The organism is Streptococcus sanguinis (assembly GCF_013343115.1).
Taxonomy (GTDB): Bacteria; Bacillota; Bacilli; order Lactobacillales; family Streptococcaceae; genus Streptococcus; species Streptococcus sanguinis_H.
Window position 1 is genome coordinate 2,269,542 of record NZ_CP054570.1, and the last position, 23,585, is coordinate 2,293,126.

The 23,585-nt window shown below is 42.4% G+C and carries 23 protein-coding genes and 1 pseudogene; 21 read left to right on the forward strand and 3 right to left on the reverse strand.

Features of this window, described 5'->3' with window-relative positions:
• Positions 1-2 precede the first annotated feature (2 nt).
• The 17 genes and pseudogenes from FOC72_RS11065 (at position 3) to FOC72_RS11145 (ending at position 16,767) form a co-directional block, all read left to right on the forward strand.
• A pseudogene (locus FOC72_RS11065) lies at positions 3-548 on the forward strand (GNAT family N-acetyltransferase).
• A complete protein-coding gene (gene nrdG / locus FOC72_RS11070) occupies positions 514-1,113 on the forward strand; it encodes an anaerobic ribonucleoside-triphosphate reductase activating protein (protein ID WP_002899261.1) in 600 nt (199 codons plus the stop codon). The pseudogene FOC72_RS11065 and the gene nrdG overlap by 35 nt, the downstream one beginning before the upstream one ends.
• Positions 1,114-1,353: 240 nt before the next feature.
• Entirely contained in the window at positions 1,354-2,826 is a 1,473-nt protein-coding gene (gene cpsA / locus FOC72_RS11075; protein ID WP_437344464.1) for an LCP family glycopolymer transferase CpsA, read from the forward strand.
• Positions 2,823-3,554, forward strand: a complete 732-nt coding sequence (cps4B, locus tag FOC72_RS11080) for a capsular polysaccharide biosynthesis protein Cps4B (protein WP_002894052.1) — start codon at positions 2,823-2,825, stop codon at positions 3,552-3,554. The genes cpsA and cps4B overlap by 4 nt, the downstream gene beginning before the upstream one ends.
• A gap of 7 nt (positions 3,555-3,561) precedes the next feature.
• A complete protein-coding gene (locus tag FOC72_RS11085) occupies positions 3,562-4,257 on the forward strand; it encodes a Wzz/FepE/Etk N-terminal domain-containing protein (RefSeq protein WP_002894051.1) in 696 nt (231 codons plus the stop codon).
• 10 nt (positions 4,258-4,267) lie between these two features.
• Complete coding sequence (locus tag FOC72_RS11090) at positions 4,268-4,966, forward strand: polysaccharide biosynthesis tyrosine autokinase (protein WP_002894050.1); 699 nt, start codon at positions 4,268-4,270, stop codon at positions 4,964-4,966.
• Between the two features lie 41 nt (positions 4,967-5,007).
• A complete protein-coding gene (locus FOC72_RS11095; protein WP_002894049.1) occupies positions 5,008-6,810 on the forward strand; it encodes a polysaccharide biosynthesis protein in 1,803 nt (600 codons plus the stop codon).
• 15 nt (positions 6,811-6,825) lie between these two features.
• A complete protein-coding gene (locus FOC72_RS11100) occupies positions 6,826-7,431 on the forward strand; it encodes a sugar transferase (RefSeq protein ID WP_002894048.1) in 606 nt (201 codons plus the stop codon).
• A gap of 6 nt (positions 7,432-7,437) precedes the next feature.
• Positions 7,438-8,298 carry an NAD-dependent epimerase/dehydratase family protein gene (locus FOC72_RS11105; RefSeq protein ID WP_002894047.1) on the forward strand — a complete coding sequence of 287 codons (861 nt, stop codon included), beginning with the start codon at positions 7,438-7,440 and terminating at the stop codon, positions 8,296-8,298.
• Positions 8,299-8,342: 44 nt separating this feature from the next.
• Entirely contained in the window at positions 8,343-9,143 is an 801-nt protein-coding gene (locus tag FOC72_RS11110; protein ID WP_002894045.1) for a glycosyltransferase, read from the forward strand.
• A gap of 77 nt (positions 9,144-9,220) precedes the next feature.
• Positions 9,221-10,180, forward strand: coding sequence for a glycosyltransferase family 2 protein (locus FOC72_RS11115; RefSeq protein ID WP_002894043.1), 960 nt, complete (start codon positions 9,221-9,223; stop codon positions 10,178-10,180).
• Between the two features lie 5 nt (positions 10,181-10,185).
• Positions 10,186-11,109, forward strand: a complete 924-nt coding sequence (locus FOC72_RS11120) for a LicD family protein (protein ID WP_002894042.1) — start codon at positions 10,186-10,188, stop codon at positions 11,107-11,109.
• Entirely contained in the window at positions 11,109-12,434 is a 1,326-nt protein-coding gene (locus FOC72_RS11125) for an O-antigen polymerase (protein WP_002894039.1), read from the forward strand. The genes FOC72_RS11120 and FOC72_RS11125 overlap by 1 nt, the downstream gene beginning before the upstream one ends.
• The gene (gene ispD, locus FOC72_RS11130; protein WP_002894037.1) at positions 12,431-13,153 is read left to right on the forward strand and encodes a 2-C-methyl-D-erythritol 4-phosphate cytidylyltransferase; all 723 of its coding nucleotides are present in this window, start codon (positions 12,431-12,433) and stop codon (positions 13,151-13,153) included. Before FOC72_RS11125 ends, ispD begins: the two co-directional genes overlap by 4 nt.
• Positions 13,134-14,219, forward strand: a complete 1,086-nt coding sequence (locus FOC72_RS11135; RefSeq protein WP_002894034.1) for an NAD-dependent epimerase/dehydratase family protein — start codon at positions 13,134-13,136, stop codon at positions 14,217-14,219. The genes ispD and FOC72_RS11135 overlap by 20 nt, the downstream gene beginning before the upstream one ends.
• Before the next feature lie 10 nt (positions 14,220-14,229).
• Positions 14,230-15,639, forward strand: coding sequence for a lipopolysaccharide biosynthesis protein (locus FOC72_RS11140; protein ID WP_002894031.1), 1,410 nt, complete (start codon positions 14,230-14,232; stop codon positions 15,637-15,639).
• A gap of 153 nt (positions 15,640-15,792) precedes the next feature.
• Positions 15,793-16,767 carry an acyltransferase family protein gene (locus FOC72_RS11145; protein WP_002894029.1) on the forward strand — a complete coding sequence of 325 codons (975 nt, stop codon included), beginning with the start codon at positions 15,793-15,795 and terminating at the stop codon, positions 16,765-16,767.
• A gap of 74 nt (positions 16,768-16,841) precedes the next feature.
• Here the strand turns inward: FOC72_RS11145 and FOC72_RS11150 are convergent, their stop codons facing one another.
• Positions 16,842-17,717 (reverse strand): RluA family pseudouridine synthase, encoded by an 876-nt coding sequence (locus tag FOC72_RS11150; protein WP_002894027.1) that lies wholly within the window; start codon positions 17,715-17,717, stop codon positions 16,842-16,844.
• 176 nt (positions 17,718-17,893) lie between these two features.
• On the opposite strand from FOC72_RS11150, the gene pbp2a reads away from it, so the two are divergent.
• From pbp2a to secE, 3 genes are all read left to right on the forward strand, one after another.
• Positions 17,894-20,122 carry a penicillin-binding protein PBP2A gene (gene pbp2a / locus FOC72_RS11155; protein WP_002894025.1) on the forward strand — a complete coding sequence of 743 codons (2,229 nt, stop codon included), beginning with the start codon at positions 17,894-17,896 and terminating at the stop codon, positions 20,120-20,122.
• Between the two features lie 68 nt (positions 20,123-20,190).
• A complete protein-coding gene (gene rpmG / locus FOC72_RS11160; protein WP_002894024.1) occupies positions 20,191-20,343 on the forward strand; it encodes a 50S ribosomal protein L33 in 153 nt (50 codons plus the stop codon).
• Between the two features lie 9 nt (positions 20,344-20,352).
• Positions 20,353-20,532, forward strand: coding sequence for a preprotein translocase subunit SecE (secE, locus tag FOC72_RS11165; RefSeq protein WP_002894022.1), 180 nt, complete (start codon positions 20,353-20,355; stop codon positions 20,530-20,532).
• A gap of 488 nt (positions 20,533-21,020) precedes the next feature.
• On the opposite strand, the gene FOC72_RS11170 is transcribed toward secE, so the two are convergent.
• Positions 21,021-21,377 carry a hypothetical protein gene (locus FOC72_RS11170; RefSeq protein ID WP_002894021.1) on the reverse strand — a complete coding sequence of 119 codons (357 nt, stop codon included), beginning with the start codon at positions 21,375-21,377 and terminating at the stop codon, positions 21,021-21,023.
• A 788-nt stretch (positions 21,378-22,165) separates the two neighbouring features.
• Here FOC72_RS11170 and nusG point away from each other — a divergent pair.
• Positions 22,166-22,702 (forward strand): transcription termination/antitermination protein NusG, encoded by a 537-nt coding sequence (gene nusG, locus FOC72_RS11175; RefSeq protein WP_002894018.1) that lies wholly within the window; start codon positions 22,166-22,168, stop codon positions 22,700-22,702.
• An 85-nt stretch (positions 22,703-22,787) separates the two neighbouring features.
• On the opposite strand, the gene FOC72_RS11180 is transcribed toward nusG, so the two are convergent.
• Positions 22,788-23,552, reverse strand: a complete 765-nt coding sequence (locus tag FOC72_RS11180) for a hypothetical protein (RefSeq protein WP_002894016.1) — start codon at positions 23,550-23,552, stop codon at positions 22,788-22,790.
• Positions 23,553-23,585 lie beyond the last annotated feature (33 nt).

The following is a 23,585-nucleotide window of genomic DNA, read 5'->3' on the forward strand; positions in this document are numbered from 1 at the left end:
GCATGGAGCTAAGACGACCAACTTTGAAAGATAAAGACGCTATTTTAGAGATGATTGCGGAGTTTGATGCAGCAAAATCCTATATGCATGGTGGCATGGGCTCCGCTTGGAAGCGAGCAAAGGATTATGAGGATTGGTTAAAGATTGTAGAGCAGCAGGAGGCTGCTGCCAATTTGCCAGCAGGTTAGGTTCCTGCCATCCAATTTTTGTCCTTTGATGAGACTGGCTTTCCTTTGGGATTTTTAGCCCTGCGCCTATCCTTGAATGACAAATTATTTGTGGAGGGTGGGCATATTGGCTATTCTATCCGGCCCAGTCAACGCAGAAAGGGATTGGCCAAGTTGCAGCTAGAGCTAGGACTAGCAGAGGCTCGAAAGCAAGGACTGGAACGAGTGCTGATTACCTGCGATGAAGACAACGAAGCCAGTCGTCGCACCATTCTCTCTGCTGGCGGTGTTTACGAAAATACAATCGACAGAAGTCAGCGCTACTGGATTGATTTGGAGGATGAAGATGAACAATCCCAAACCTCAAGAATGGAAAAGTGAGGAGCTGAGTAAAGGGCGAATTATTGACTATAAGGCCTTTAACTTTGTGGATGGCGAAGGTGTCCGTAACTCCCTCTATGTCAGTGGCTGTATGTTCCACTGTGAGGGCTGCTATAATGCAGCAACTTGGTCTTTCAACGCCGGCATTCCTTATACCCAAGAACTGGAGGAGCAGATTATGAAAGACTTGGCGGAACCCTATGTGCAGGGGCTGACCCTCCTAGGCGGCGAGCCTTTTCTCAATACAGGCATTCTCCTGCCCTTGGTCAAGCGGATTCGGAGAGAGCTTCCAGACAAGGATATCTGGTCTTGGACGGGCTACACCTGGGAGGAGATGATGCTGGAAACGGAGGATAAGCTGGAGCTGCTGAGTTTGATTGATATTCTAGTGGACGGCCGTTTTGACCTTACCAAGAAGAATCTCATGCTGCAGTTCCGTGGTTCTTCTAATCAGCGCATCATTGATGTGCAGAAGTCCCTTCAGTCAGGCCAGGTAGTCATCTGGGACAAGCTGAATGATGGCCTCCAAGCCTATGAGCAAGTTGACAGGGATAAGATGCTTTAAAAAATAAGCAAAATACTGATATAAAAGAGGTTTTGCCTCTTTTTTCTATTGTCAAAAACGGTATAAAATATTGGCTTTTCGAGAAGAAAGAAAGAATTTACCGAAAATTAATACAGACTGTCCTTTTTTGTCAACAAATTTTGGGAAAAACTAAAATATTTTTAAATATTTTAGTGTATCATAATGCATTTATGATATAATAAAATGTATTTATATCTCAGGGGAGAAAAAGGGAGAATTATGAATCAACATAGGAGAAATGTGCCTGCTTCTAAAAAGGGGAAGAAGCTGAGGCTCTTTAATGCAGCTTTACTGACATTGGTAAGCTTGGTTTCAGGTTTGCTGGTTTTTTCTATATTTAAAAATAATGTTCTGGCGTTTCATCACCTGAACCTTATTTTGTCTGCTCTTTTGGCGGCTGTTATTTTACTGGCAGCCTTCTTTGTATGGAAAAATAAGTTCAAAGTCCTGACAACCTTACTTTTGCTTGTGACTTTGCTGGTATCTTCAGGAGCCATGTACGGGGTCAAGGAGCTGATGGACTTATCTAGAGGTGTGAACTCCACTTCAAATTACTCTGAAATTGAAATGGCCGTTTATGTCCGGACAGACAGCGATAAATCAGATGTAACTCAGCTGCAGAAGCTTACGGCTCCGACTGAAAATGGAGACAAGGACAATGTGACAGCTCTTCTGGAGCACATCAAGAAGACTAAAAAGACAGAACTCACAGTGGAAAACAGCTCGTCTTATATCGCAGCCTACAAGGCCCTCATCAATCAAGAGACTGAGGCCATTGCCCTCAATAGCTCGTTTGGAGACATGCTGGCTTCTCATGATGCTGACTATGCTTCAAAGATAAAGAAAATCTATACTTATAAAATCACCCGTCAAGTAGAGACAGGCAAGCGCAGGGATGATGCCAATGCAGATGTCTTCAATATCTATGTCAGCGGTATTGACACCTATGGCTCGATTTCATCTGTCTCTCGCTCAGATGTCAATATCATCATGACGGTCAATCGCAAGACCAAGAAAGTCCTCTTGACTACAACTCCTCGTGATTCTTATGTGGCGATTGCAGATGGAGGAGGCGGACAGATGGACAAGCTGACTCATGCAGGGATTTACGGAGTAGATGCTTCTGTCCACACTCTGGAAAATCTTTACGGCATTCGCATTGACTACTATGTTCGTCTGAATTTCTCTTCTTTCCTCAAGCTGGTAGACCTGCTGGGTGGGATTGATGTTGAAAATGACCAAGAATTTACCAGCCGACACGGCAATCATCATTTCCCAGTAGGGAAAGTCCATATGAACTCAGATCAGGCACTAGGCTTTGTTCGCGAGCGTTACTCTCTTCAGGGGGGCGACAATGACCGCGGAAAAAACCAAGAAAAGGTTATCGAAGCAGTCATTAAAAAGCTGACTTCAACCAGTGCTTTGAAGAACTACAACGAGATTATTTCCGGCTTGCAGGACTCTATCCAGACCAATATGGAGCTGCCTGTTCTTATGAATCTGGTCAATACCCAGCTGGAGTCAGGTGGAAGCTATCAGGTTCAGTCACAAGCTATCAGCGGAAACGGACGCATGGATTTACCATCCTATGCTATGCCAGATTTCAATCTCTACATGATGGAAATCCAGCCAGAAAGCCTTGACAATGCTAAGGCAGCGATTCAGCAGGTAATGGAAGGGAAAACACCATGATTGACATCCATTCTCATATTATCTTTGATGTGGACGATGGCCCTAAGAATTTTGAGGATTCCAAAAAACTGCTGGAGGAAAGCTATCGACAGGGAGTTCGGACCATCATTTCTACCTCTCATCGCAGAAAGGGTATGTTTGAAACGCCTGAAGAGACCATTAGCTCTAACTTTAAAATAGTAAAAGAACTGGCAGAGCTTGTAGCGCCTGACTTGACGGTTCTCTATGGGGCAGAGATTTACTACACCAGCGATGTGGCGGATAAGTTGGAAAAGGGAATTTTCCCCAGTCTAGCTGGCACACGCTATGTGCTGATTGAGTTTAGCATGGCGACGCCCTATAAGGACATCCATAAAGGCTTAGCTCAAATTCTGCGCTTAGGTCTAACACCGGTCCTTGCTCATATTGAGCGTTATCACTGCCTGGAAAATGATGAAAAGAAGGTGCAGGAACTCATTAATATGGGCTGCTATACTCAGATTAATAGCTCCAGTGTTCTAAGGCCTAAGCTGCTTAGAGACTCGCATAAATTTATGAAAAAACGGGCTCAATTCTTTTTGGAGAAGGACTTGGTCCACTTTGTTGCCAGCGACATGCACAATCTAAGCCAGAGACCGCCCTTTATGAAAGAGGCCTTTGACATCGTCGCTAAGAAATACGGTTCCCGCCGGGCAGAGGCCCTCTTTGGCGGCAACCAAGCATTATTATTGAAAAATGAATTGATTTAGGGGAAAAATGGAAAAACAAGAAAAGCAAATCGTAGAAATCGATATTCTGTCCTTGCTGAGAGCCTTATGGCTGAAAAAGTTCACCATCGTATTGGGAGCGGTGCTCTTTTCTTTGCTGGCTTTTGGCTACAGCGTCTTTATTGCTAAGAAAATGTATCAGAGCACCACACGCATCTATGTGGTTAGCCGTCAGAATGAAACGCAGGCAGCTTTGACTAATCAGGACCTGCAGGCGGGGTCTTACCTCGTTAAGGACTTTAAGGAAATCATTCTGTCGCAGGCGGTTCTGTCACAGGCAATTAGTGAGTTGAAACTGCAAACGTCACCAAGAGAGCTGACGCGTCACATCACCGTTTCCGTTCCGGCGGATACTCGTATCGTTTCGATTACAGTTAAGGATGACAATCCAGAGGAAGCGGCTCGCATTGCCAATGCCTTTCGTAATATCGCCGCTGAGAAAATCATCGAGGTGACAAAAGTTTCTGATGTGACAACTTTGGAAGAAGCAACAGTCCCAGCAGAGCCTTCTTCACCAAATATTCGGCGTAATGTTATCTTAGGATTTTTAGGGGGCAGCGTCCTGATGTCGATCTTTATCATCGCTGTCGAAATCCTGGATGATCGGGTGAAGAAGCCAGAGGACATTGAAGAAGTTATGGGCTTGACGCTATTGGGCGTTATCCCAGATATGAACAGAATGTAAGGGAGAGAAAATGGCAACCTTAGAATTAGTTAGGAAAAAAAGGAACCTTGTCAAACTAACCGAGGAATACTACAATGCTCTAAGTACTAATGTACAGCTGAGTGGCGCCAATATCAAAATGGTCGAAATAAGCTCGGTGACGGCAAATGAAGGAAAGTCTACAACCTCAGTGAACCTCGCAGCCGCCTTTGCCAGAGCTGGTCACAAGACCTTGATGATCGATGCGGATATCCGCAACTCAGTCATGTCAGGTGTGTTTAGCAGTCAGAGAAAAGTATCAGGACTGACGGACTATCTGTCAGGACAGGCTGCCCTGCACGAAGTCATCAACGATACAGATCTGGAAAATCTGGATGTGATCTTATCTGGTCCAGTATCACCTAATCCGACGGGGCTTTTGCAAAGCAAGCAGTTTGATGCGCTTTTGACTGATTTACGTGTTCGTTATGACTATATCATTGTGGATACTTCACCGATTGGTCTGGTCATTGATGCGGCTATCATCGCTCAGAAATGCGATGCCAGCTTCTTGGTGACACAAGCAGGCCATATCAAACGAAAAGCAGTCATGAAAGCTAAAGAGCAGTTGGAACAAACGGGAACTCCTTTTTTGGGTGTTGTCCTCAATAAATATAACATTGATTTGGAACGCTATGGCGCCTACGGAACTTATGGGGGATATGGCAGCTATGGCAATTATGGGAAATAATAGGGATTAAAGAGTTTTAGGATAATTGGGAGATTAGGAACATGACAAGAGCGAGAAAAAGAGTCATCTTAATTATTGTTGATATTATTTTGCTCAGTATAAGTCAGGGGATTTCAAAATTCTTCTTAGCAAAATATGTCGGGATAACGGATTTATCTTTTGTCTCTATTTTAATGGGGATTATTGTACTGTATTTGACATTTGCAACACTGTCGAATGTCTTTTCTACCATTACAAGGTATACAGATTACAAAACAATGTTTCGAGTGGGAGGCTCAATTTTGGGAGCTTACTCAATTGTATACATTGCAGAGAAAATTTTTTATGAATCTACAAACAGTAGATATATTGTCCTTTCTATGCTGCTATCATTTTTGTTGGTTATTGCTTCAAGGCTGACTTGGCGGGAGATTCATGAATTCGTGCAGCACCCGTCAGCCTTACTGGGTAAGAAAGTAGATGGGACGAAGACCCTTGTTGTTGGTTCAGGGGATGGTGCTAGTCTCTTTATCAAGACAGCCCAGCAAAAATCAAAAGATTTAAAGATTGTTGCGATTGTAGATGATGATAAGAATAAGCAAAATACCTATCTTCATGGAGTAAAAGTTGTAGGAACAACCGAGCAGATACCTGAAATTGTGGGAAATTATGAAGTCGAACAAATTGTCATTGCCATTCCTTCATTGGCTCCGGATGATTACGAGCGAATCGTAGAGTACTGCCAACAAACGGAGGTCAAGGTCAATGCCATGCCTAAGTATGAACAGGTGATTACGGGGAAACTATCTGTCAGCAAACTTCAGGAAATTGATATTGCAGATCTGTTAGGGCGTAAAGAAGTTAAGCTGGATCAGCAAAGTTTGAAGTCCAATATTAAATGCAAGACAGTGCTTGTTACAGGGGCTGGTGGTTCTATCGGCTCGGAACTTTGCCGTCAGATTGCTCAATTCTGCCCAGCTAGGCTCCTGCTTCTAGGTCATGGAGAAAATTCAATTTATTTGATTCACAAGGAGCTGTCAAGCCGTTATAAAGATGATATTGAGCTGATTCCAATCATTGCAGATATTCAAGATAGAGAGAGGATTTTCCATATTATGGAAACCTATCGCCCTGATCGAGTGTATCATGCAGCAGCTCATAAGCATGTTCCTTTGATGGAGTACAATCCAACAGAAGCGGTCAAAAACAATATCTATGGTACACGAAATGTAGCAGAAGCAGCAAAGGCAGCTGGCGTCGCGAAATTTGTCATGATTTCTACAGATAAGGCAGTCAACCCGCCTAATGTTATGGGGGCAACTAAGCGTGTAGCAGAAATGGTCGTAACCAGTTTAAATGAAGAAGGAAAGACTCTTTTCTCAGCTGTCCGCTTTGGGAATGTTTTGGGCAGCCGAGGTAGTGTTGTTCCTTTGTTCAAGGAGCAGATTGCCAAGGGAGGTCCAATCACCGTGACGGACTTTCGAATGACACGCTATTTCATGACGATACCAGAAGCCAGCCGCTTGGTGATTCAGGCTGGGGCCTTGATGCAAGGGGGAGAGGTTTTTGTCTTGGATATGGGCGAGCCTGTGAAAATTTTGGACTTGGCTAAAAAGATGATCACACTCAGTGGCCATACTGAAGAGGAGATTCAGATTCAGGAAGCAGGCATTCGACCGGGCGAAAAGCTTTATGAAGAGCTCTTGTCTGCCAAGGAAAAGGTCAATGATCAAGTCTATGAAAAGATTTTTGTAGGGAATGTTCAGTCGTTGCCCAAGACAGAGGTGGATTCCTATGTGGACTCTCTTCTGTCTCTTGGTGCAAATGACCTCAAGGACAGCTTGGTAAAGTTTGCACAGCAATAAGTTTTTAGGATAATCATGTATAAATTTTTTAAACGAACATTAGATATAGTCTTGTCATTCATAGGAATGATTGTCTTATCACCGTTTTTTCTACTTCTAGTAATCGCTATTAAATTGGATTCAAAAGGACCAGTTTTGTTCAAACAGAAGCGGGTCGGTCTGCATAAGAAACACTTCTATATTTTGAAATTCAGAACGATGCGAATTGACACACCTAAAGATACCCCAACTCATTTGCTGGAAAATCCTGAGCAATGGATTACAAAGGTTGGGAAGTTTCTTAGGAAGACATCTCTGGATGAGTTGCCTCAGATTTGGAATATTTTTGTCGGTGACATGAGTATCATAGGTCCAAGACCGGCTCTTTGGAATCAGTATGATTTGATTGAAGAGCGAGACCGCTATGGAGCTAATGATGTTTTGCCAGGTCTGACAGGATGGGCTCAGATTCACGGGCGAGATGAGTTGCCGATTGCTAAGAAAGCTGAATTGGACGGCTACTACGTCCAGCATTTGTCTTTTGGATTGGATGTCCGCTGTTTTTTTGGCACCATTAAGAGTGTTGCTAAGAGCGAAGGCGTTGTCGAAGGCGGCACGGGAAATATGGAAAAGAAAGATTAAAGGCTGATGAAAAGAATATTAATTACGGGAGAGGGTAGCTATATCGGCCGGAGCTTTAAGAGGTATGTTTCTTCACGAGAGGATGTTCAGGTTGATGAGTTGGATGTCCGCGGAGAAGCCTGGAAGGAGAAAGATTTTTCGCCTTTTGATGTAATTTTACATTTGGCGGCGATTGTCCATATCTCCAACCCATCAAAAGAGATGGAGTCGGAATATAAGCAAGTCAATACTCAGCTACCGTATGAATTGGCTCAAAAGGCTAATCGCGAAGGCGTCAAACAGTTTATCTTTATGAGCAGCATGAGCGTCTATGGCGAAGTTTTGGGAGACCGTGTTATCACAAAGGAGACACAAGAACGTCCTGATTCTTTTTATGGCAAAAGCAAACTAGCTGCTGAGCAACTTCTGGCGGAATTGGAAAGCGAAGATTTCAAATTGGCAGTGTTACGGCCGCCCATGGTTTATGGTTATCAAGCTAAGGGAAATTATAAGCGACTGTCAAAGTTGGCTCAGAAGCTACCAGTCTTCCCTTTGGTACAGAACGAACGTAGTATGATTTATATTGACAATCTTTGTGAGTTTATCAGACTGATTGTTCAGAATCAAGACAGTGGTGTCTTCTATCCTCAAAATCAGGACTATGTCAATACCTCTCAGCTAGTCAAAGAAATAAAAAGGACTCATGGCCAGAGAGTAGCCTTGCTGCCTGCATTTAACTGGATTTTAAAAGGACTGTCTCACCATGTTTCGACTCTGAATAAGCTGTTTTCAGATTTAACTTATGAAAAAGAGATGTCTAGCTATCCTCAGTCTTATCAGGTGGCAAATTTTAGGAGGTCTATTGAGAAGACGGAGAAGGGAAACTAGTTTAGGATGATTGGGGGGGATTGTAAGTGAAGTTTTCGGTATTGATGTCTGTCTATCAGAAGGAGAATCCGGATTTCTTAAGAAAGAGCCTAAATAGCGTTCTTATAGAGCAGAGCCGCAAGCCAGATGAGCTTGTCCTTGTAGAGGATGGGCCGCTGACAGAAGAGCTTTATCAGACGATTCAAGATTTCAAGGAAACATTTCCAGAGATGAAAGTTCTACCTTTAAAGGAAAATGTCGGATTGGGAGAAGCTTTGCATCGGGGAGTTGAGGCTTGCTCTTATGATTGGATTGCAAGAATGGATACAGATGACATTGCGACACCGGATCGTTTTCAACAACAAGTTGACTATATTGAGCAGCATCCACAGTTAGATGTTCTGGGTGGCAATATTATAGAATTTGACGCGGAACCAGATCAAATAGTAGCAGAGAAACAAATGCCGCTTTCCCATGAAGAAATTATCAAAAGGTTGCAGCGGAGAAATCCTTTCTGTCACATGACGGTATTTTTCAAGAAATCATCTGTTTTAAAAGCAGGCAATTACAAGCCCCTGCCTTTAGTGGAAGACTATTATCTTTGGGCGAGAATGGCTGCTCAGGGATGTCGTTTCGCTAATCTTAATCGGGTCTTGGTTTATGCTCGTGTCGGAAATGGCATGCATACGAGAAGAAGCCAGACAGATCAGATTGCCAGCTGGAAAGTAGTCAATACTTTTTTGCTGTCACATGGTATGTTGAACCGAGGGCAATATTATCAAAATATGTTGATGATTCGTGCTTTTGTGGGAACGCCTATTTGGATAAAAGCGTTCATTTATAAGTATCTGCTTAGAAGAAAGTAATGGCTTTACAGACAGAGCAGTCTAGCTTAGATAGGGAGAAAGCGATATAGGATGAAAAGTTTAGGAAGGAGGGAGAAATGATTTCTGTCGTGATGGCGACCTATAATGGGGCGGAGTTTATTTTGGAGCAACTAGACTCTATCCGCACTCAAAAGCTGAAGCCTGATCAGGTCATTATCTGTGATGACTGTTCGACAGATCAGACAGTGGCGCTAATCAGGGACTACATCACCAAGCATCAACTGACGGATTGGCAGCTGATTGAAAATCAGGAAAATTTAGGTCATTATCGAACTTTTATAAAATTAGCGAGTTTGGCTGAGCACGATATTGTTTTTTTCGCTGATCAGGATGATAAATGGCTGCCTGATAAAACAGCTGCCTTGCAGAAAGTACTGTTAGAAACAGACGTTGCTATGGTGTATGGCCAGTCTTACTTGATTGATCAAAATGGTCAGGTCATCAAAGAGCCCAAGGTTTCAGGAGAATGTCGAGAAAGAAATCTAGCTTGGCTTCTGAAAAATTGGCCGTCAGGTTATCAGACAGCTTTTAGAAAGTCGGTACTGACAGATATTTTGCAGCAGCAGTATACGGATTATCCTGGATTTGACTATCATGATGTTTTATTTGGTATGCTGGCTCCATTGTATGGAAAAGTTGTTTGCTTGGACAAGCTTCTAGATCAGCATCGCATTCATCAGGCGAATGTAACCCAGTCTGCGTCGTCGCTCAGTTTTAATAAAACAAGGTTATCTAGGATTAACTATTTACAGAAGGTCATCAGTCGCTATGAGTCCGTGAAAAAAATCGCAGAGGAGCGACAGATTTCTGAGGCGGATCATCGCAAGCTTGCTAGGGCTTTGGCCTTGACCAATCTTAGACTGAAATTATTACAGTCTAGAAATCCATTTTGGGCTTTGGGCCTGATGTTTCAAATAAGGGAGTATCGAACAATAAAAGATTTCATCAGTGATTTGGTATACACCTATTCACTGAATGGAGTTGCTAGGAGATTATTGAAAAAGTTTGGGAGGTAAGAAAAATGAGAGGAACCAGTAAGATTGAATGGGAGTTGGCTTTGGGAGAACGCTTCAGCCCCATGTATCAGAAAATTACGGATGATAAATTAAAGGTTTTACAAAAAGCCTATTTACAAATGTATAAAAAATTTGATGCAGAGTGTCGTCGGCATCATATTCATTCCTACATGGTTGCAGGGACCTTGATTGGCTCTTTGCGGCATGGGGGCTATATCCCTTGGGACGATGATATCGACTTGGTGATGTTCCGAGAGGACTACAATCGTCTGCAGGAAATCTTTGCGGACAGCGAGGACTTTGAGTTGATCTCTCCTGCGGATGCGACAGACAGTGTCTTTAAGGTTCTAAAGCTGCAGAGCAAGTCACTGACCTACTATGATGTTTTGGGAGAAGGTTTCAGTAAAAAGAAACATCTTTATCTTGATATGCTGCCAATTGACTTTGTCCCAGAGAATAACATACTTCGCAAGCTCAAGGGCCTTCTGTTCAGAGCCTTGGATTTGTCACATAACAGCTCGCGCTGCTATACGAAGTTTACTCCGCATCTGACCTATATGGCTAAAGAATCCAAAGAACTCAGACAAAATCTTTGGATCAGAAGACTGATAGGCTTCCCTTCTTTTATCATGGGGCCGGCTAATATGTATAAGTTGATGGAAAAACTCATCCAGTCTAATAAGAAGACTTCAAAAATAACCATTGCTTATGGTGTAAAAGGCTATTTGGGAGAGACTATTGACTATGAAAGTTTCTATCCAGCTAAGAAGTATTCCTTCGAAGGCTATGAGTTCGACGGACCGAATGATGCGGACAAGTATCTGACCAATCGCTATGGTGATTACATGACACCGCCTGAAAAAAAAGAACAGACAGAACGTCATGTCAGACTGAGAGATAATTGGGTTGAATTAATAGAAGGAAGATAATGGTTTTTTTACTAATTTTGGGTGGCCTTTTCCTATTGTTTTTGACAATCAAAACAGTAGGGAGAGACTATGCTAACCCGGCTTTTATATACTTGGCAATATGGATGATAGCAAGCATTTTTACTGCATTTTATTCATCCAAATGGGGAGAGGGACTTTCTCTGATAACGGTCACTGTTATCTTTGTTGGGAATGCCATTTTTTTAATGGGAGTCCTCTTATCATCGAATTTGTTTGCTGAGAGGAAGTTGGATGCCAAACCTAGTCAAATAAAGGTGAGTAATTTTTTCATTATTTTAGTTCTCTTGTTTTTGGCTTATGCGGTCAGGTTTATTTATTCCGATTTGCTTTACTTGGCGGCGCAGAGCAAGCAGGTACCTGGGGGATTGTTTAAAACCATTGAATTGGCTCGGCATATGACTACAAATTATGATTTCTCTCTTAGTCGCCTTAGCCTCAATTTGCTGCGAGTTAACTTTTCCTTAGGAATTGTTTTCTTCTACTTTTTCTGTGAATCTCTTTTTTCAGGAAAAGATGGCATTTTCTACAAGGGCAAGTTACTGCTGGTTAGTCTGATTTCTTTAGGTATTTCCCTTTTGTCTACTGGGCGTACGGAGTTGCTGGGCTTGGTTGCAGGCTATGCTATTGTGTATATGCTGTTTTTCTCGAAGTATTATTCGTGGAGAGACAGTAGGTATGGTGTGAAGCTTTTTCGCTCTTTGCTGATAATTGGCTTTGTATTCCTTGTCTTATTCATGGCGGTTGGAACCTTTGTCCTCAATCGAGTGGATAGTCGGGCAGAGTTCGGAATTTTGGACAATTTGGTTAAATATATGGGTTCTCCCATCCAGGCTTTAGACTATTATCTGAAAAATCCTACTCTTTATAGCGATAATCAAGTCTTTGGAGAAAATACTCTTATTGCTATCTATGGAACATTGAAATCCCTCGGTCTGTCTAGCCATGAGCTGACCCCTTTCTTGCCTGTTGTTCATTTTAACGACGATAAAACCAATGTTTACACAATTTATTACTACTTTATCAAGGATTTTGGTTATTTTTCAGTCCTTATCTTTCAGCTTTTATATGGCTTCTTTTACGGAAGTTTCTACTATTCTATCAAAAAACGCTATTTCACCCCGCTAAAGGTTATTGTTTTCGCTTTATTTGCGTATCCTTTGGTCATTTCATTCTTTCAGGAAACGTTGCTGTCATTGCTGACAACCCATATTAATCGGATTATCTATGCTTTTGTGATTTATATGGCAGCTGATTTACTGAGTAGAGTACGATTTACAACGAGAGGAAGGAAAGTATCGGTATGACGACATCAGCTCTGATATTCGCAGGCGGCACAGGCAGCCGCATGAATACCAAGACCTTACCCAAGCAGTTTTTAGAGTTGCATGGTAAGCCTATTATAATTCATACGATTGAGCACTTTGAAGACCATCCGGCAGTATCGGACATTGTGGTTGTCTGTGTAGACGGCTGGCTGGATTATTGCAGAGATTTATTAGCTCGATTCAATATTAAAAAAGTCAGTCAAGTGGTTCCTGGTGGAGAGACTGGACAAATGTCTATTTTTAATGGTCTATCTGTCTTACGGGAAAAGTACAAGAACGATGACGACTATGTGTTGATTCATGATGGTGTTCGCCCCTTGATTGACGGGGGAATCATTTCTAAAAATATTGAAGCAGCCAAAAAGTATGGGGCAGCTATTACGGTTAAGCCGGTTATCGAAACGGTCATTCAGGTCGACGAGGCGGATGTTATTAATCAGGTAATTGAGCGTTCCACTTGTCAGACAGCTGTCGCCCCTCAAACCTTCGCGCTTTCAAAGATTCACTCCCTACATTTAAAAGCTCAGGCAGAGAATCAGTTTGATATGACGGATTCTGCGACACTGGCTCGTTATTTTGGACTCCCTCTGCATACAGTCATGGGGGGCAGCGAAAATATCAAAATTACGACTCCATCTGATTTTTATATCTTTAGAGCTATTTACGAAGCGCGTGAAAATGCACAAATTTTTGGTTGATATGGGCAATAATACGATTTTACAAAAGGATATGGAAGACCTAGCTGCTGTCAGTCCTATTCTCAGAGAACTGAGCAATGTTACAGTCTTGGTAACCGGAGCAACCGGACTTATAGGCAGACACTGTATTTCCGCTTTGATGGCTTTAAATGATTTGTACGATGCCAATGTCAGAGTAGTGGCCTTGGCGCGAAATCAGAAAAAAGCGGAAGATCTATTTCAAGATTTTTTACATAGTGAGAATCTGCAGCTAGTGTATGCTGACTTGCTGTCAGATTGGCAGATAGAGGAGGATTTGGATTATATTATCCATGGAGCCAGTGCGACGGACTCCTCTTTTTTCGTTGAGCATCCTGTGGAGACAATTGTTCTAGCCATAAATGGAACGAAAAAACTGCTGGAGCTGGCTAAAAACAAGCAGGTTCGCAGTATGGTCTATCTCTCTTCTCTGGAAGTCTATGGGACGACAAATTCAGATGCTTCCAGCATTAACGAGAAAGATTACGGTTATTTGGATCCAACCAGTGTCCGTAGCAGTTATTCGGAAAGCAAGCGCATGGCAGAGTCCTTGTGTGTAGGCTATCGTCATCAGTATCAGGTGCCAGTGAAAATGGCTCGTTTGTCACAAACTTTTGGCCCAGGTGTGAGCTATGAAGACAACAGAGTTTTTGCACAGTTTGCGCGTGCTGTCCTTGAAAAGAGTGATATTATTCTCCGAACTAAAGGGGAGACTGTTCGGAACTACTGCTATACCAAAGATGCCATTGAAGCCATATTTTACATTCTGCTGAAGGGCCAAGCGGGTCAAGCTTATAATGTCGCCAATAAAGAGACGGCTATTTCCATTCGTGAGATGGCGGAAATGGTTATTGAACTAAGTGGTAGCAATGAAACGAAGTTGGTCTTTGATTTGGCAGAAGATGTGGAAAAGCTAGGCTATAATCCGACAGTTAAGATTCGTCTTAATACGGACAAGCTTGAGAATTTAGGCTGGCAAGCTCATACTGATTTAGAAACCATGTTTTTACGGTTAATTGAGAGCATGGCGTCAGATAGGAAGAAATAGGAGGGTAAATTTGTCTGGTGGATTTAAAAAAATAATAGCTAATTTTTCCTATGTTGTCTTGTCCAATTTGCTGACAGTAATAGTTTCTTCTCTGGTTGTCTTGATTTTGCCTAAGATTATGGGTGTAGAGGAGTATGGCTACTGGCAACTCTATATTTTTTATTTATCCTATGCCGGTTTTGTTCATCTGGGCTGGGTGGACGGAATCTACCTTCGCTACGGTGGGTTGGAGTATGATGAGCTGGATAAAGAAAAGTTTTTCTCTCAGTTTCTCATGCTTTTGATCTATCTGACAGGGATTGGAATTTTATTTTTATTAGGAACTTCTGCCTTTATTAGAGATGAGAGCAGTCGGTTTGTTTTTACACTTTTGGTTTATACCATGTTGGTCACCAATCTGCGCTTTCTCTTTGTTTACGTTCTGCAGATGACTAATCGACTAAAGGAGAGTTCCTATGTTGTTAGTGGAGACCGACTCCTCTATTTACTGCTTTTGCTGGTCTTTATTTTTGTAGGTTTTCGAGATTTCAAGATTATGGTCTATGCAGATTTGATTGGTAGAGTTGTTTCTCTTTTTTATGCTATGTATCTATGCCGAGATATGGCCCTGCGACCTCTCAATCAGTTTAAACTTGATATACGGGAAACGGTTTGCAATATTGCTGTCGGTATCAATCTGATGCTATCAAATGTAGCCAGTATGCTCATTATCGGGACGGTTCGAATGGGGATTCAAAAGGTATGGAACATTGCTACATTTGGGAAAGTATCCTTGACCCTGAGCATTTCCAATCTGCTGATGACCTTTATCAACGCTATCGGTTTGGTCATCTTTCCGATTTTGAAACGGACGGACGAAAGCAAGTTGCCTAAGATTTACAATCAGTTGCGGAATGTCCTTATGGTTCTTATGTTTGGAGTGCTTTTGCTGTATTATCCTCTGAAAATAGCTTTGGACAGCTGGCTACCGGCTTACAGAGAGTCCTTGATATTTATGGCTCTGGTCTTTCCTATGTCTGTCTACGAGGGCAAGATGGCTCTGCTTATCAATACCTACTTAAAAGCCTTGCGAATGGAGAGGCAGATTTTTAAAGTAAATGTTATTGCCATGCTTTTAAGCTTTGCTACTACCTTGATTTTTGCAGTTTCTCTGCGCAATCTGAATGCTACAGTGCTGTCTATCGTGCTATTGCTGGCGACTAGGAGTATATTGGCAGAGCTAATCTTAGCCAAAAGGATGCAGATCGAGGTTGTCAAAGATATCTGGATTGAGTTGCTAATGACACTTGTATTTATTGCTTCGAATTGGTTTTTATCAGTTTATCTAGCTGCAGCAGCCTACGGTTTTGTCTATCTGACCTATAGCATTTACAAATACCAAAGTTTGAAAGGCCTGCTCCAGCAATTGCGGGCTCGTTGATGCTCGAGAAATTATAAATAGTTTAACAATCTAAACGCTAAGCCCTGTCCGGGCTTTTTATATGCACTCCCCTGTCATCAATTGATATGTTTTTTAATGGGTGTGTAATCTGGTCTTGATGAGCTGTAATAATAAACATGCTATAATGTCTGCATGAAGACTGAAAACACAACTTTGCACGCTTTCAAGGCCCTAGCTTGCTTTAGTATTGTTTCCTTACACTTTCTGTTGCCGGGGCAATTTGGCGTTTTTTATCAAATTGTGGCCCGCTTTGCAGTTCCCTTTTTCATGATGCTGTCGGGCTATTTTTCCTTTAATATTTGCAGGGATAAGGTCAAGTATCGTCTCAAGCAGATGCTTCTTTTGACAGCTGCCAGTCTCCTATTTTACACGATTGTTCATTTTGTCAACCTAGTGCTGACCAGAGAACTAACAGAAAAGATGGCATCTATAGACCTGTCTGATTTTACAAACTTTTTCCTCTTTAACAGTCCCAGAGACTTGATTGGCTCAGCTGCTACACCGATCTGGTATTTGCTGGCGATTTCTTATATCTACACGCTTTATCTGGTTTTTTATAAGCATTTTCACCGCTTAACTAGCTTTGGTGTGTCCTTATTCTTGTTGGTTCTGGCTTTTTGTATTGAGTTCAATATTAGTGGCACTCTGTACTATCGCAACTTCTTGTTTATGGGTCTTCCCTTTTTCATTTTAGGCATGCAGTTTGCCAAGCATCGAGATCGGATTTTAGCCTACGACTTGTCTTCTGTCAGGAAATGGGCGATTGGCTTGGGAATAGCAGGCTTGATTCTGCTTGAGTACTGTTTCATGGGCACGGAGTATGACCTCTATCCTAGTACCCTTTTCTCGTCCAGTGCAATTTTCTTCTATGCGGTCAGAAATGGGACTGATATTGATATTCCGATTTTGAATAATATAGCCAAGAGATATGCCACCATGATTTATATCATTCATCCCTTCATTATCTTCATTTTCAGGTCGATAATGCCTCGGAATACCATTTATAGTTTTGGCTTTTTTATCATTTTCTTACTGTCTTACTTGCTGAGCATAGCTTTTCAGAAAACCATCAGACCCAGACTTATCAGTGCACTTCCGGCTCAGTGATGTAAGCTGTCATAGCTTATCCTCGCTTTGACTCTAAACTAAAAGCAACAGAGAATACTGTTGCTTTTCTTGGTCTATCTTGGGTTCAGACTGCTCAATACTTTTTCAAAACTGTCAGAGCGGGCTTCGACTGTTATTTTTTCTAGCGTAAAAGGGTGGGTGAAGGTCAGCCGATGGGCGTGGAGCATAAGCCGCCCTTTGGGCTGCGGATGATAAAGGGGGTCACCGATAAGAGGGTGTCCGTGGTGAGCTAGATGAACACGGATCTGATGGGTGCGGCCAGTCTTGAGTTGGCATTTGACCAAGGCAGCCTGCCCAAATTGCTTGACCCTAGTCACATGAGTCTCTGCATAGAGTCCTTTTTGGGGTTCGACTAACCGCTTCCTGCGGTCATGGCGGTCGCGGCCAATCTTGTCTTTATAGATCAGTTTTTTGCTTGGGAACTTGCCTTGAACCAGAGCCCAATATTCGCGGCTGATTTCTCGCTTTTCCAGCAGTCGATTGAGGATAGGGAGGACAAAGGGATTCTTGGCAAAGAGGATAGCACCGCTGGTTTCTTTGTCCAGCCGGTGAACGACATAGCAGGTCTCACCGACATAGGCGGAAACATGATTAAGCAGGGCTAGCTCTGTTGGCTCATTAGCATGGGTTTTCATACCCTCAGGTTTATTGACGATGATGAGATGTTGGTCCTGATAGAGCTCTTCTACGAGTTCGCCATTTCCAAACAAGATTGTCTTTTGAGGGTAATCCTCTTCATCAAATATCAGGCAGATGTCATCTCCAGGTTTGACTACAGTCTGCCAGTTGATAGCTAGACCGTTGACGGACACATGCTTCTTGGTCCGCAGAAAGTGCCGAATTTTTCGCGGAATGAGAAATTGTTCTTCCAGCAGCTCTTTGACTGTCATGGCGGGCAGTCCATCTGGGATAGTGAGTGTAAATTTCATACATTTATTGTAGCAGAAAGCCTGCTGTTTGGAAATAGGCAGTGTCAGGTAAGACTTGCTGCAGAGGCTTTTAAAAGGCTATTTAATATACTCTTTTTCTTAAAAATAACTAAAAATCAGACAGGAAATAGGGTACTTTCTTGTCTGCACCTAAATAAGGTGATAAAATAAGGTTTATGAAGAATTTAAAAGATTTGTTTGAAAAATTAGTAGATTATTTTACCATACAGAAACCTCAAAAAGAAGCAGCAGAGGAGGTAGAGCTGACAGAAGAGCAGGCTAAGTCTGGTCTCAGCCGTTCGGGCAAGACCAAGAAGAAACCTCTCTCTCAGCACCCTATCCGTCGTTTTTGGCGCAGGTTTCATCTGACAAAAATATTCCTTATTCTTGGCTTGACCTTTGGTCTGGTGGTCGGCGGCTACCTCTTTTATGTGGCTAAGACAACCAATGTCAAGGATTTGCAGAATGCCCTTAAAGCTACCACGCTCATCTTTGACAAGGATGGCAATGAAGCGGGAAGCCTGTCTGGTCAGAAAGGAACCTATGTCGAGCTGACCGAGATTAGTCAAGATTTGCAGAATGCTGTCATCGCGACAGAGGACCGGACTTTTTATGAGAATGGCGGGATTAACTACAGTCGTTTTATCCTAGCTATCCTGACGGCTGGTCGCTCGGGTGGGGGGTCTACCATCACCCAGCAGTTGGCCAAAAATGCCTATCTGTCTCAGGACCAGACCATCGAGCGGAAGGCCAAGGAATTTTTCCTGGCTCTGGAAATTAATAAGAAATACAGCAAGCAGGAAATCCTGACCATGTACCTCAATAATTCCTATTTTGGAAATGGGGTCTGGGGTGTGGAGGATGCCTCTAAGAAATATTTCGGAGTTTCGGCTAGTCAGCTTAGTCTGGACCAGTCGGCTGTTCTGGCTGGTATGCTCAAGGGGCCAGAGATTTACAATCCGCTATATTCAGTCGAAAATGCGACCAATCGCCGTAATACGGTGCTGCAAAATATGGTTGCTGCAGGCTTTATTGATCAGGGGACAGCCGATCAGGCAGCCGCTGTAGGAATCGGTGGCCAGCTGGTTGATGCGTATGCCGGTAAGTCAGAAGACTATCGCTATCCGTCCTATTTCGATGCGGTCATCAATGAAGCGGTCAATGACTACGGCTTGACAGAAGAAGAGATTGTTAATAATGGCTATCGCATTTACACTGAATTGGATCAGAACTACCAAGCCAGCATGCAGGTTATTTACAGCAATGTCTCTCTCTTTCCTGTAGCAGAAGATGGTACTATGGCTGAGTCGGGCAGTGTTGCCTTGGATCCAAAAACCGGCGGTGTCCGGGCATTAGTTGGACGAGTCAATAGTGCAGAAGGCTCGACCTTCAGAAGCTTTAACTATGCAACCCAGTCTTCCCGCAGCCCCGGCTCTACTATCAAGCCCTTGGTTGCTTACAGTCCAGCCGTTGCTGCTGGTTGGCCGACAGATAAGGAGCTGGATAATACCAGAACCACCTTTGGCGACTATACTATCAACAACTACGGCAATATCCAAAGCTCCCCTAAAGTTCCAATGTATCAAGCCTTGGCAGAATCTCTGAACATTCCAGCTGTTTCAACTGTAGACGAGCTAGGCATCAACAAAGCCTTTGAGTACGGGAAAAAGTTTGGTCTGAATATGGACAAGGTTGATAAGACTTTGGGAGTAGCGCTAGGAAGCGGAGTTACGACCAATCCAATGCAGATGGCGCAGGCCTACTCGGTCTTTGCCAACGGCGGTGTGATGAATGATGCCCATCTCATTACAAAAATTGAAAATGCCAGTGGTCAGGTCGTCAAGACCCATCGCCAAACCTCTACTCGGGTCCTCAATAGCTCAACGACCGACAAGATGAACAGCATGATGCTGGGGACATTCTCGAACGGTACAGGTATTTATGCGGCTCCGTATGGCTATACTATGGCTGGTAAGACCGGTACAACTGAAACGGACTTTAACCCAGATCTATCTGGTGACCAATGGGTTATTGGTTATACGCCGGATGTGGTTATCAGCCAGTGGCTAGGCTTTCCAAAAACTGATGAAACCCACTATCTGACTGGAACCAGCGCGAATGAAGCCTCGGCGGTTTTCCGAAATGTTGCCAATAGCATCCTGCCATATACAGAAGGAACTTCCTTTGAAGGGCAGAAGAATGCCTATGCTGCCAACGGTATTGCCCCTGTGGACACCTATGGTACCGAAGAAACGGGAACTACAACTGAAAACAAAGACTTCCTGCAGGACGTTCAGGACCGAGCTCAAAATCTGGTGGATGAAGCCAAGAAAGCCATTGATGACACTGGTATTCCTGAGAAAGCGAAAAACCTTTGGGATACTGTTACCAGCTGGTTTCAATAGGATTTAAAAGAGCTGAACGGCTTGTCAAAAGTATAGAATCCTGCTATAATAAGAAAGATGGAGGCGTTATGGCATTAAAAAAAGCGAGTCTAGCGTGTACAGTCTGTGGTTCTAGGAACTACTCGGTTAAGCTCAGTAGCACTCCAAAACCAACGCGTTTAGAAGTTAATAAATTTTGTAAGCATTGCAGTAAATATACCCTGCATAAAGAAACTAGATAGGAGATTGTTGTGAAATTCTTTAAAGACGTTTTTAAATTATTGAAAGATACAACTTGGCCTACCCGAAAAGAGAGATGGACAGATTTTATTTCTGTCATGGAATACACTGCATTCTTCGTAGTGATCATCTATATCTTTGACAAAGTAGTGGCAAGCGGTCTTTTCCAGATTCTGAATATTTTCTCTTAATGATTTAAGTAGAAATAAAAAAGTCTACAACAGGCATATTATTCAAAGTCCCATCTATTGTGAGTAGGTGGGACTTTTGACGTATGTAGTTATTCTATTTTAGGTGAAGCTTGACAAAGTATAAAAAAGGGGCTAAAATAGTATACCTAGGATAGGTTGTATGCATGTACAATCGAGGACTCTCATCTATTGGCGTAGATGAGAGTTTTTTAATGAACCATTCTGGCAGGATATAATTTTCTAAATGGTTGTTAGTGAGTTTAGATTTTTTATCTTCTCAAAATCTATGACACATACTATTTTTATATAACACTTGACAAGGTATAAAAAATAAGTTATAATATAATTCCGTGATAGGTTGTATGCATGTACAATCGAGGGCTCTCATCTATTGGCGTAGGTGAGAGTTTTTTTATAGAAATTCTCCCAGAATAAAGCCGGAGCCCTCATCTATTGGCGTAGATGAGGGCTCCTTGGTTGCACCGGAATTACTTCTTCCGGCGCTTGTTGTTGTGCTTTCCCCGCTTCTTATTGCTGCGGTTTTGCTTGCGCTGCTGCTCGTTCTTGCTGAGCAAAAGCTCCTCGAGCTTGCGCTCGTCCAGCTTAGTGAGCTTGCGAAGTTCAGCATTCTTCTTCCGAAGAAGACTGATCTGCTTCCGCAGGCTCTGCTGACGCTTTTGCTTGCGCTTCTCCAGGAACTTCTTTCCCGAAGCAATGAGGTCCTTGAGGACCTCGTCAACGAGCTTATCAGCCGTCTTCTTGCCCAAGTAGAGCAGGACGACGGTGATAACAACCGAGATGTTGGGAGCGAGAGAGTGGATGGCGTCCGTGATAGTGTTGAGCATGTCAATCGTCTCCTTTCATAGGACATGCGGATGTACCTGAATGCTGCTAAAGAATACATGTCTTCTTTAATGGCTTGTCAGGCTTGCTTGTACTCTAAGGAGAAGATTAGTTGATGGGCTGCTGGTCTGCAGTCTCTTTCTTCATAATCTCGCCTCCTTAAAGATATTAATAATTTGTTCAAATAAAAAAGCCACACTCGCAGCTTGCCATTTGAACACCTGTGAAATCAGAATTTTTTTCCAACTGGAAATACCTTCTGATTCGACATTCATTTGTTCAGCAAAAAAGACCTCTCAAACAAGTTCAAAGCACACCAAAAAGCGATTCTACTAACAAAACATCCTATGTAGTCAGTTTTGAAAAAATCTTTCTTAGTGTTCTTCAAGCCATAGCCCGAAAAGTCATAATATTACCGATAGTCATAAATGTCTAAGCTGTCACACAAAATCTTTCAAAATACCAATCCCATAGCTTCGTAGATTGTTTTTCTGTATTTTGGTACTATCTCTTAAGCAGTCTAAGTCTCAGTAAAGATTAGAAAGTCAGTTCTTAAAGATAGAATGAAGCCGACAGGCCTCATACCCAACTGAAAAGTAAAAATATTAAATTATAGATTTATTATACCATTTTATATTCCCTTGTCAAGAATTTTGAGGCAGAATTAAAAGACTTTGATTTGTCAGGAAAATAGTTAATAAATTCCTTTGCATTTGAGGAAATTATGGTATAATAGGGCTAGAAAGAAGCAGAAGCCCGCAGGCTTTTTTATTTAGGAAAGGATGAACTCATGGACAGTTTTGACAAAGGCTGGTTTGTACTGCAGACCTATTCAGGCTATGAAAACAAGGTGAAAGAAAATCTTTTGCAGCGTGCTCAAACTTATAACATGCTGGAAAATATCTTGCGCGTGGAAATCCCTACTCAGACCGTGCAAGTAGAGAAAAATGGCAAGACCAAGGAAATCGAAGAAAATCGCTTCCCTGGTTATGTTTTGGTGGAAATGGTAATGACAGACGAAGCCTGGTTTGTCGTGCGGAATACTCCGAATGTAACAGGATTTGTTGGTTCACACGGAAACCGTTCTAAACCAACACCACTCTTGGAGGAAGAAATTCGCAACATTCTCATCTCCATGGGGCAAACAGTGCAGGAATTTGACTTGGATGTCAAGGTTGGGGATACCGTTCGTATCATAGATGGTGCCTTTACTGACTATACAGGTAAGATTACGGAGATTGATAATAACAAGGTCAAGATGATTATTTCCATGTTTGGCAATGACACCGTGGCTGAAGTTAATCTTAGCCAAATTGCAGAGCTTTAATCGACGAAGTTGTTATCCTAGTCAAAAATAAAATCCAAGACTGAAAAGATCTTGGATTTTTATGTTTTTGGAACTGATTAGAAGATTACTTATCCTTAATGACGGAGTCAATAATGTCTTTAGTTTGTTTCATTTGATAGGTAGACATTACCCCAACGATTTGATTGTTCTGGGTAGAGAAACTAAACTGTTCATCATTAGAATTTTTATAGACAAAGGTTGTATCGCGTTCTGAACGTATAATCATTTCCGGACGACCAAGCTTGTCGAAAGCTGTCTTGGGAGTGTCGGATGTGGTGATGCTAGAGTAACTGCTTTTGGCTGGCTGAGCGTCTTTTAGGCTAAAACTCAAATTCGTCAGGACATTATTGGTAAAGTAGCACATAATGTCTCCGTTGTCTGTGTGCCAGATGTTGACAGAATTGCCAGGGTCATTCTCATCAGTGCTGAATGTGGGTTGGCCTAGAGTCGCTGTTACCTCATCGTAAGACGTTTTAGGTTTGTCACCATTGATATCCTCTCCGTTTACCTGAATGACAAAGCCAGTGGAAATATGAAAATTTCTTATTTTCTCTAATTCAGGAATAGAAGCTGCATCTGGTATGTATTGTAGTGCAGAAGCATCATCTGGATCAAAGCTAGCACGTTTCTGAAATACCTCATCACTACTTTCATAGGTGCTAGAGCTACTGCTAGATGATTTGCTGGATGTTTCCTTAGAGGATGAACTTTTCGAAGCTTTGAGGGAGCTAGGCGTCTTTTTTCTTTGCTGTGTCTGCTTGGCAGGCATGCAGGCTGAGAGAGCTAGCAGAGAGAGAAGGCTGAGGGCATAGAAGCTGACTTTTTTCATAATCAATCTTTTTTCCTTTCGCTGATGATGAAT

Excerpts from the sequence above, each read along its gene's own strand:
- nrdG (WP_002899261.1), top strand. The coding sequence starts at position 514 with ATGAACAATCCCAAACCTCAAGAATGGAAAAGTGAGGAGCTGAGTAAA.
- cpsA (WP_437344464.1), top strand. The coding sequence starts at position 1,354 with ATGAATCAACATAGGAGAAATGTGCCTGCTTCTAAAAAGGGGAAGAAG.
- cps4B (WP_002894052.1), top strand. The coding sequence starts at position 2,823 with ATGATTGACATCCATTCTCATATTATCTTTGATGTGGACGATGGCCCT.
- FOC72_RS11085 (WP_002894051.1), top strand. The coding sequence starts at position 3,562 with ATGGAAAAACAAGAAAAGCAAATCGTAGAAATCGATATTCTGTCCTTG.
- FOC72_RS11090 (WP_002894050.1), top strand. The coding sequence starts at position 4,268 with ATGGCAACCTTAGAATTAGTTAGGAAAAAAAGGAACCTTGTCAAACTA.
- FOC72_RS11095 (WP_002894049.1), top strand. The coding sequence starts at position 5,008 with ATGACAAGAGCGAGAAAAAGAGTCATCTTAATTATTGTTGATATTATT.
- FOC72_RS11100 (WP_002894048.1), top strand. The coding sequence starts at position 6,826 with ATGTATAAATTTTTTAAACGAACATTAGATATAGTCTTGTCATTCATA.
- FOC72_RS11105 (WP_002894047.1), top strand. The coding sequence starts at position 7,438 with ATGAAAAGAATATTAATTACGGGAGAGGGTAGCTATATCGGCCGGAGC.
- FOC72_RS11110 (WP_002894045.1), top strand. The coding sequence starts at position 8,343 with ATGTCTGTCTATCAGAAGGAGAATCCGGATTTCTTAAGAAAGAGCCTA.
- FOC72_RS11115 (WP_002894043.1), top strand. The coding sequence starts at position 9,221 with ATGATTTCTGTCGTGATGGCGACCTATAATGGGGCGGAGTTTATTTTG.
- FOC72_RS11120 (WP_002894042.1), top strand. The coding sequence starts at position 10,186 with ATGAGAGGAACCAGTAAGATTGAATGGGAGTTGGCTTTGGGAGAACGC.
- FOC72_RS11125 (WP_002894039.1), top strand. The coding sequence starts at position 11,109 with ATGGTTTTTTTACTAATTTTGGGTGGCCTTTTCCTATTGTTTTTGACA.
- ispD (WP_002894037.1), top strand. The coding sequence starts at position 12,431 with ATGACGACATCAGCTCTGATATTCGCAGGCGGCACAGGCAGCCGCATG.
- FOC72_RS11135 (WP_002894034.1), top strand. The coding sequence starts at position 13,134 with ATGCACAAATTTTTGGTTGATATGGGCAATAATACGATTTTACAAAAG.
- FOC72_RS11145 (WP_002894029.1), top strand. The coding sequence starts at position 15,793 with ATGAAGACTGAAAACACAACTTTGCACGCTTTCAAGGCCCTAGCTTGC.
- FOC72_RS11150 (WP_002894027.1), bottom strand. The coding sequence starts at position 17,717 with ATGAAATTTACACTCACTATCCCAGATGGACTGCCCGCCATGACAGTC.
- pbp2a (WP_002894025.1), top strand. The coding sequence starts at position 17,894 with ATGAAGAATTTAAAAGATTTGTTTGAAAAATTAGTAGATTATTTTACC.
- rpmG (WP_002894024.1), top strand. The coding sequence starts at position 20,191 with ATGGCATTAAAAAAAGCGAGTCTAGCGTGTACAGTCTGTGGTTCTAGG.
- FOC72_RS11170 (WP_002894021.1), bottom strand. The coding sequence starts at position 21,377 with ATGCTCAACACTATCACGGACGCCATCCACTCTCTCGCTCCCAACATC.
- nusG (WP_002894018.1), top strand. The coding sequence starts at position 22,166 with ATGGACAGTTTTGACAAAGGCTGGTTTGTACTGCAGACCTATTCAGGC.
- FOC72_RS11180 (WP_002894016.1), bottom strand. The coding sequence starts at position 23,552 with ATGAAAAAAGTCAGCTTCTATGCCCTCAGCCTTCTCTCTCTGCTAGCT.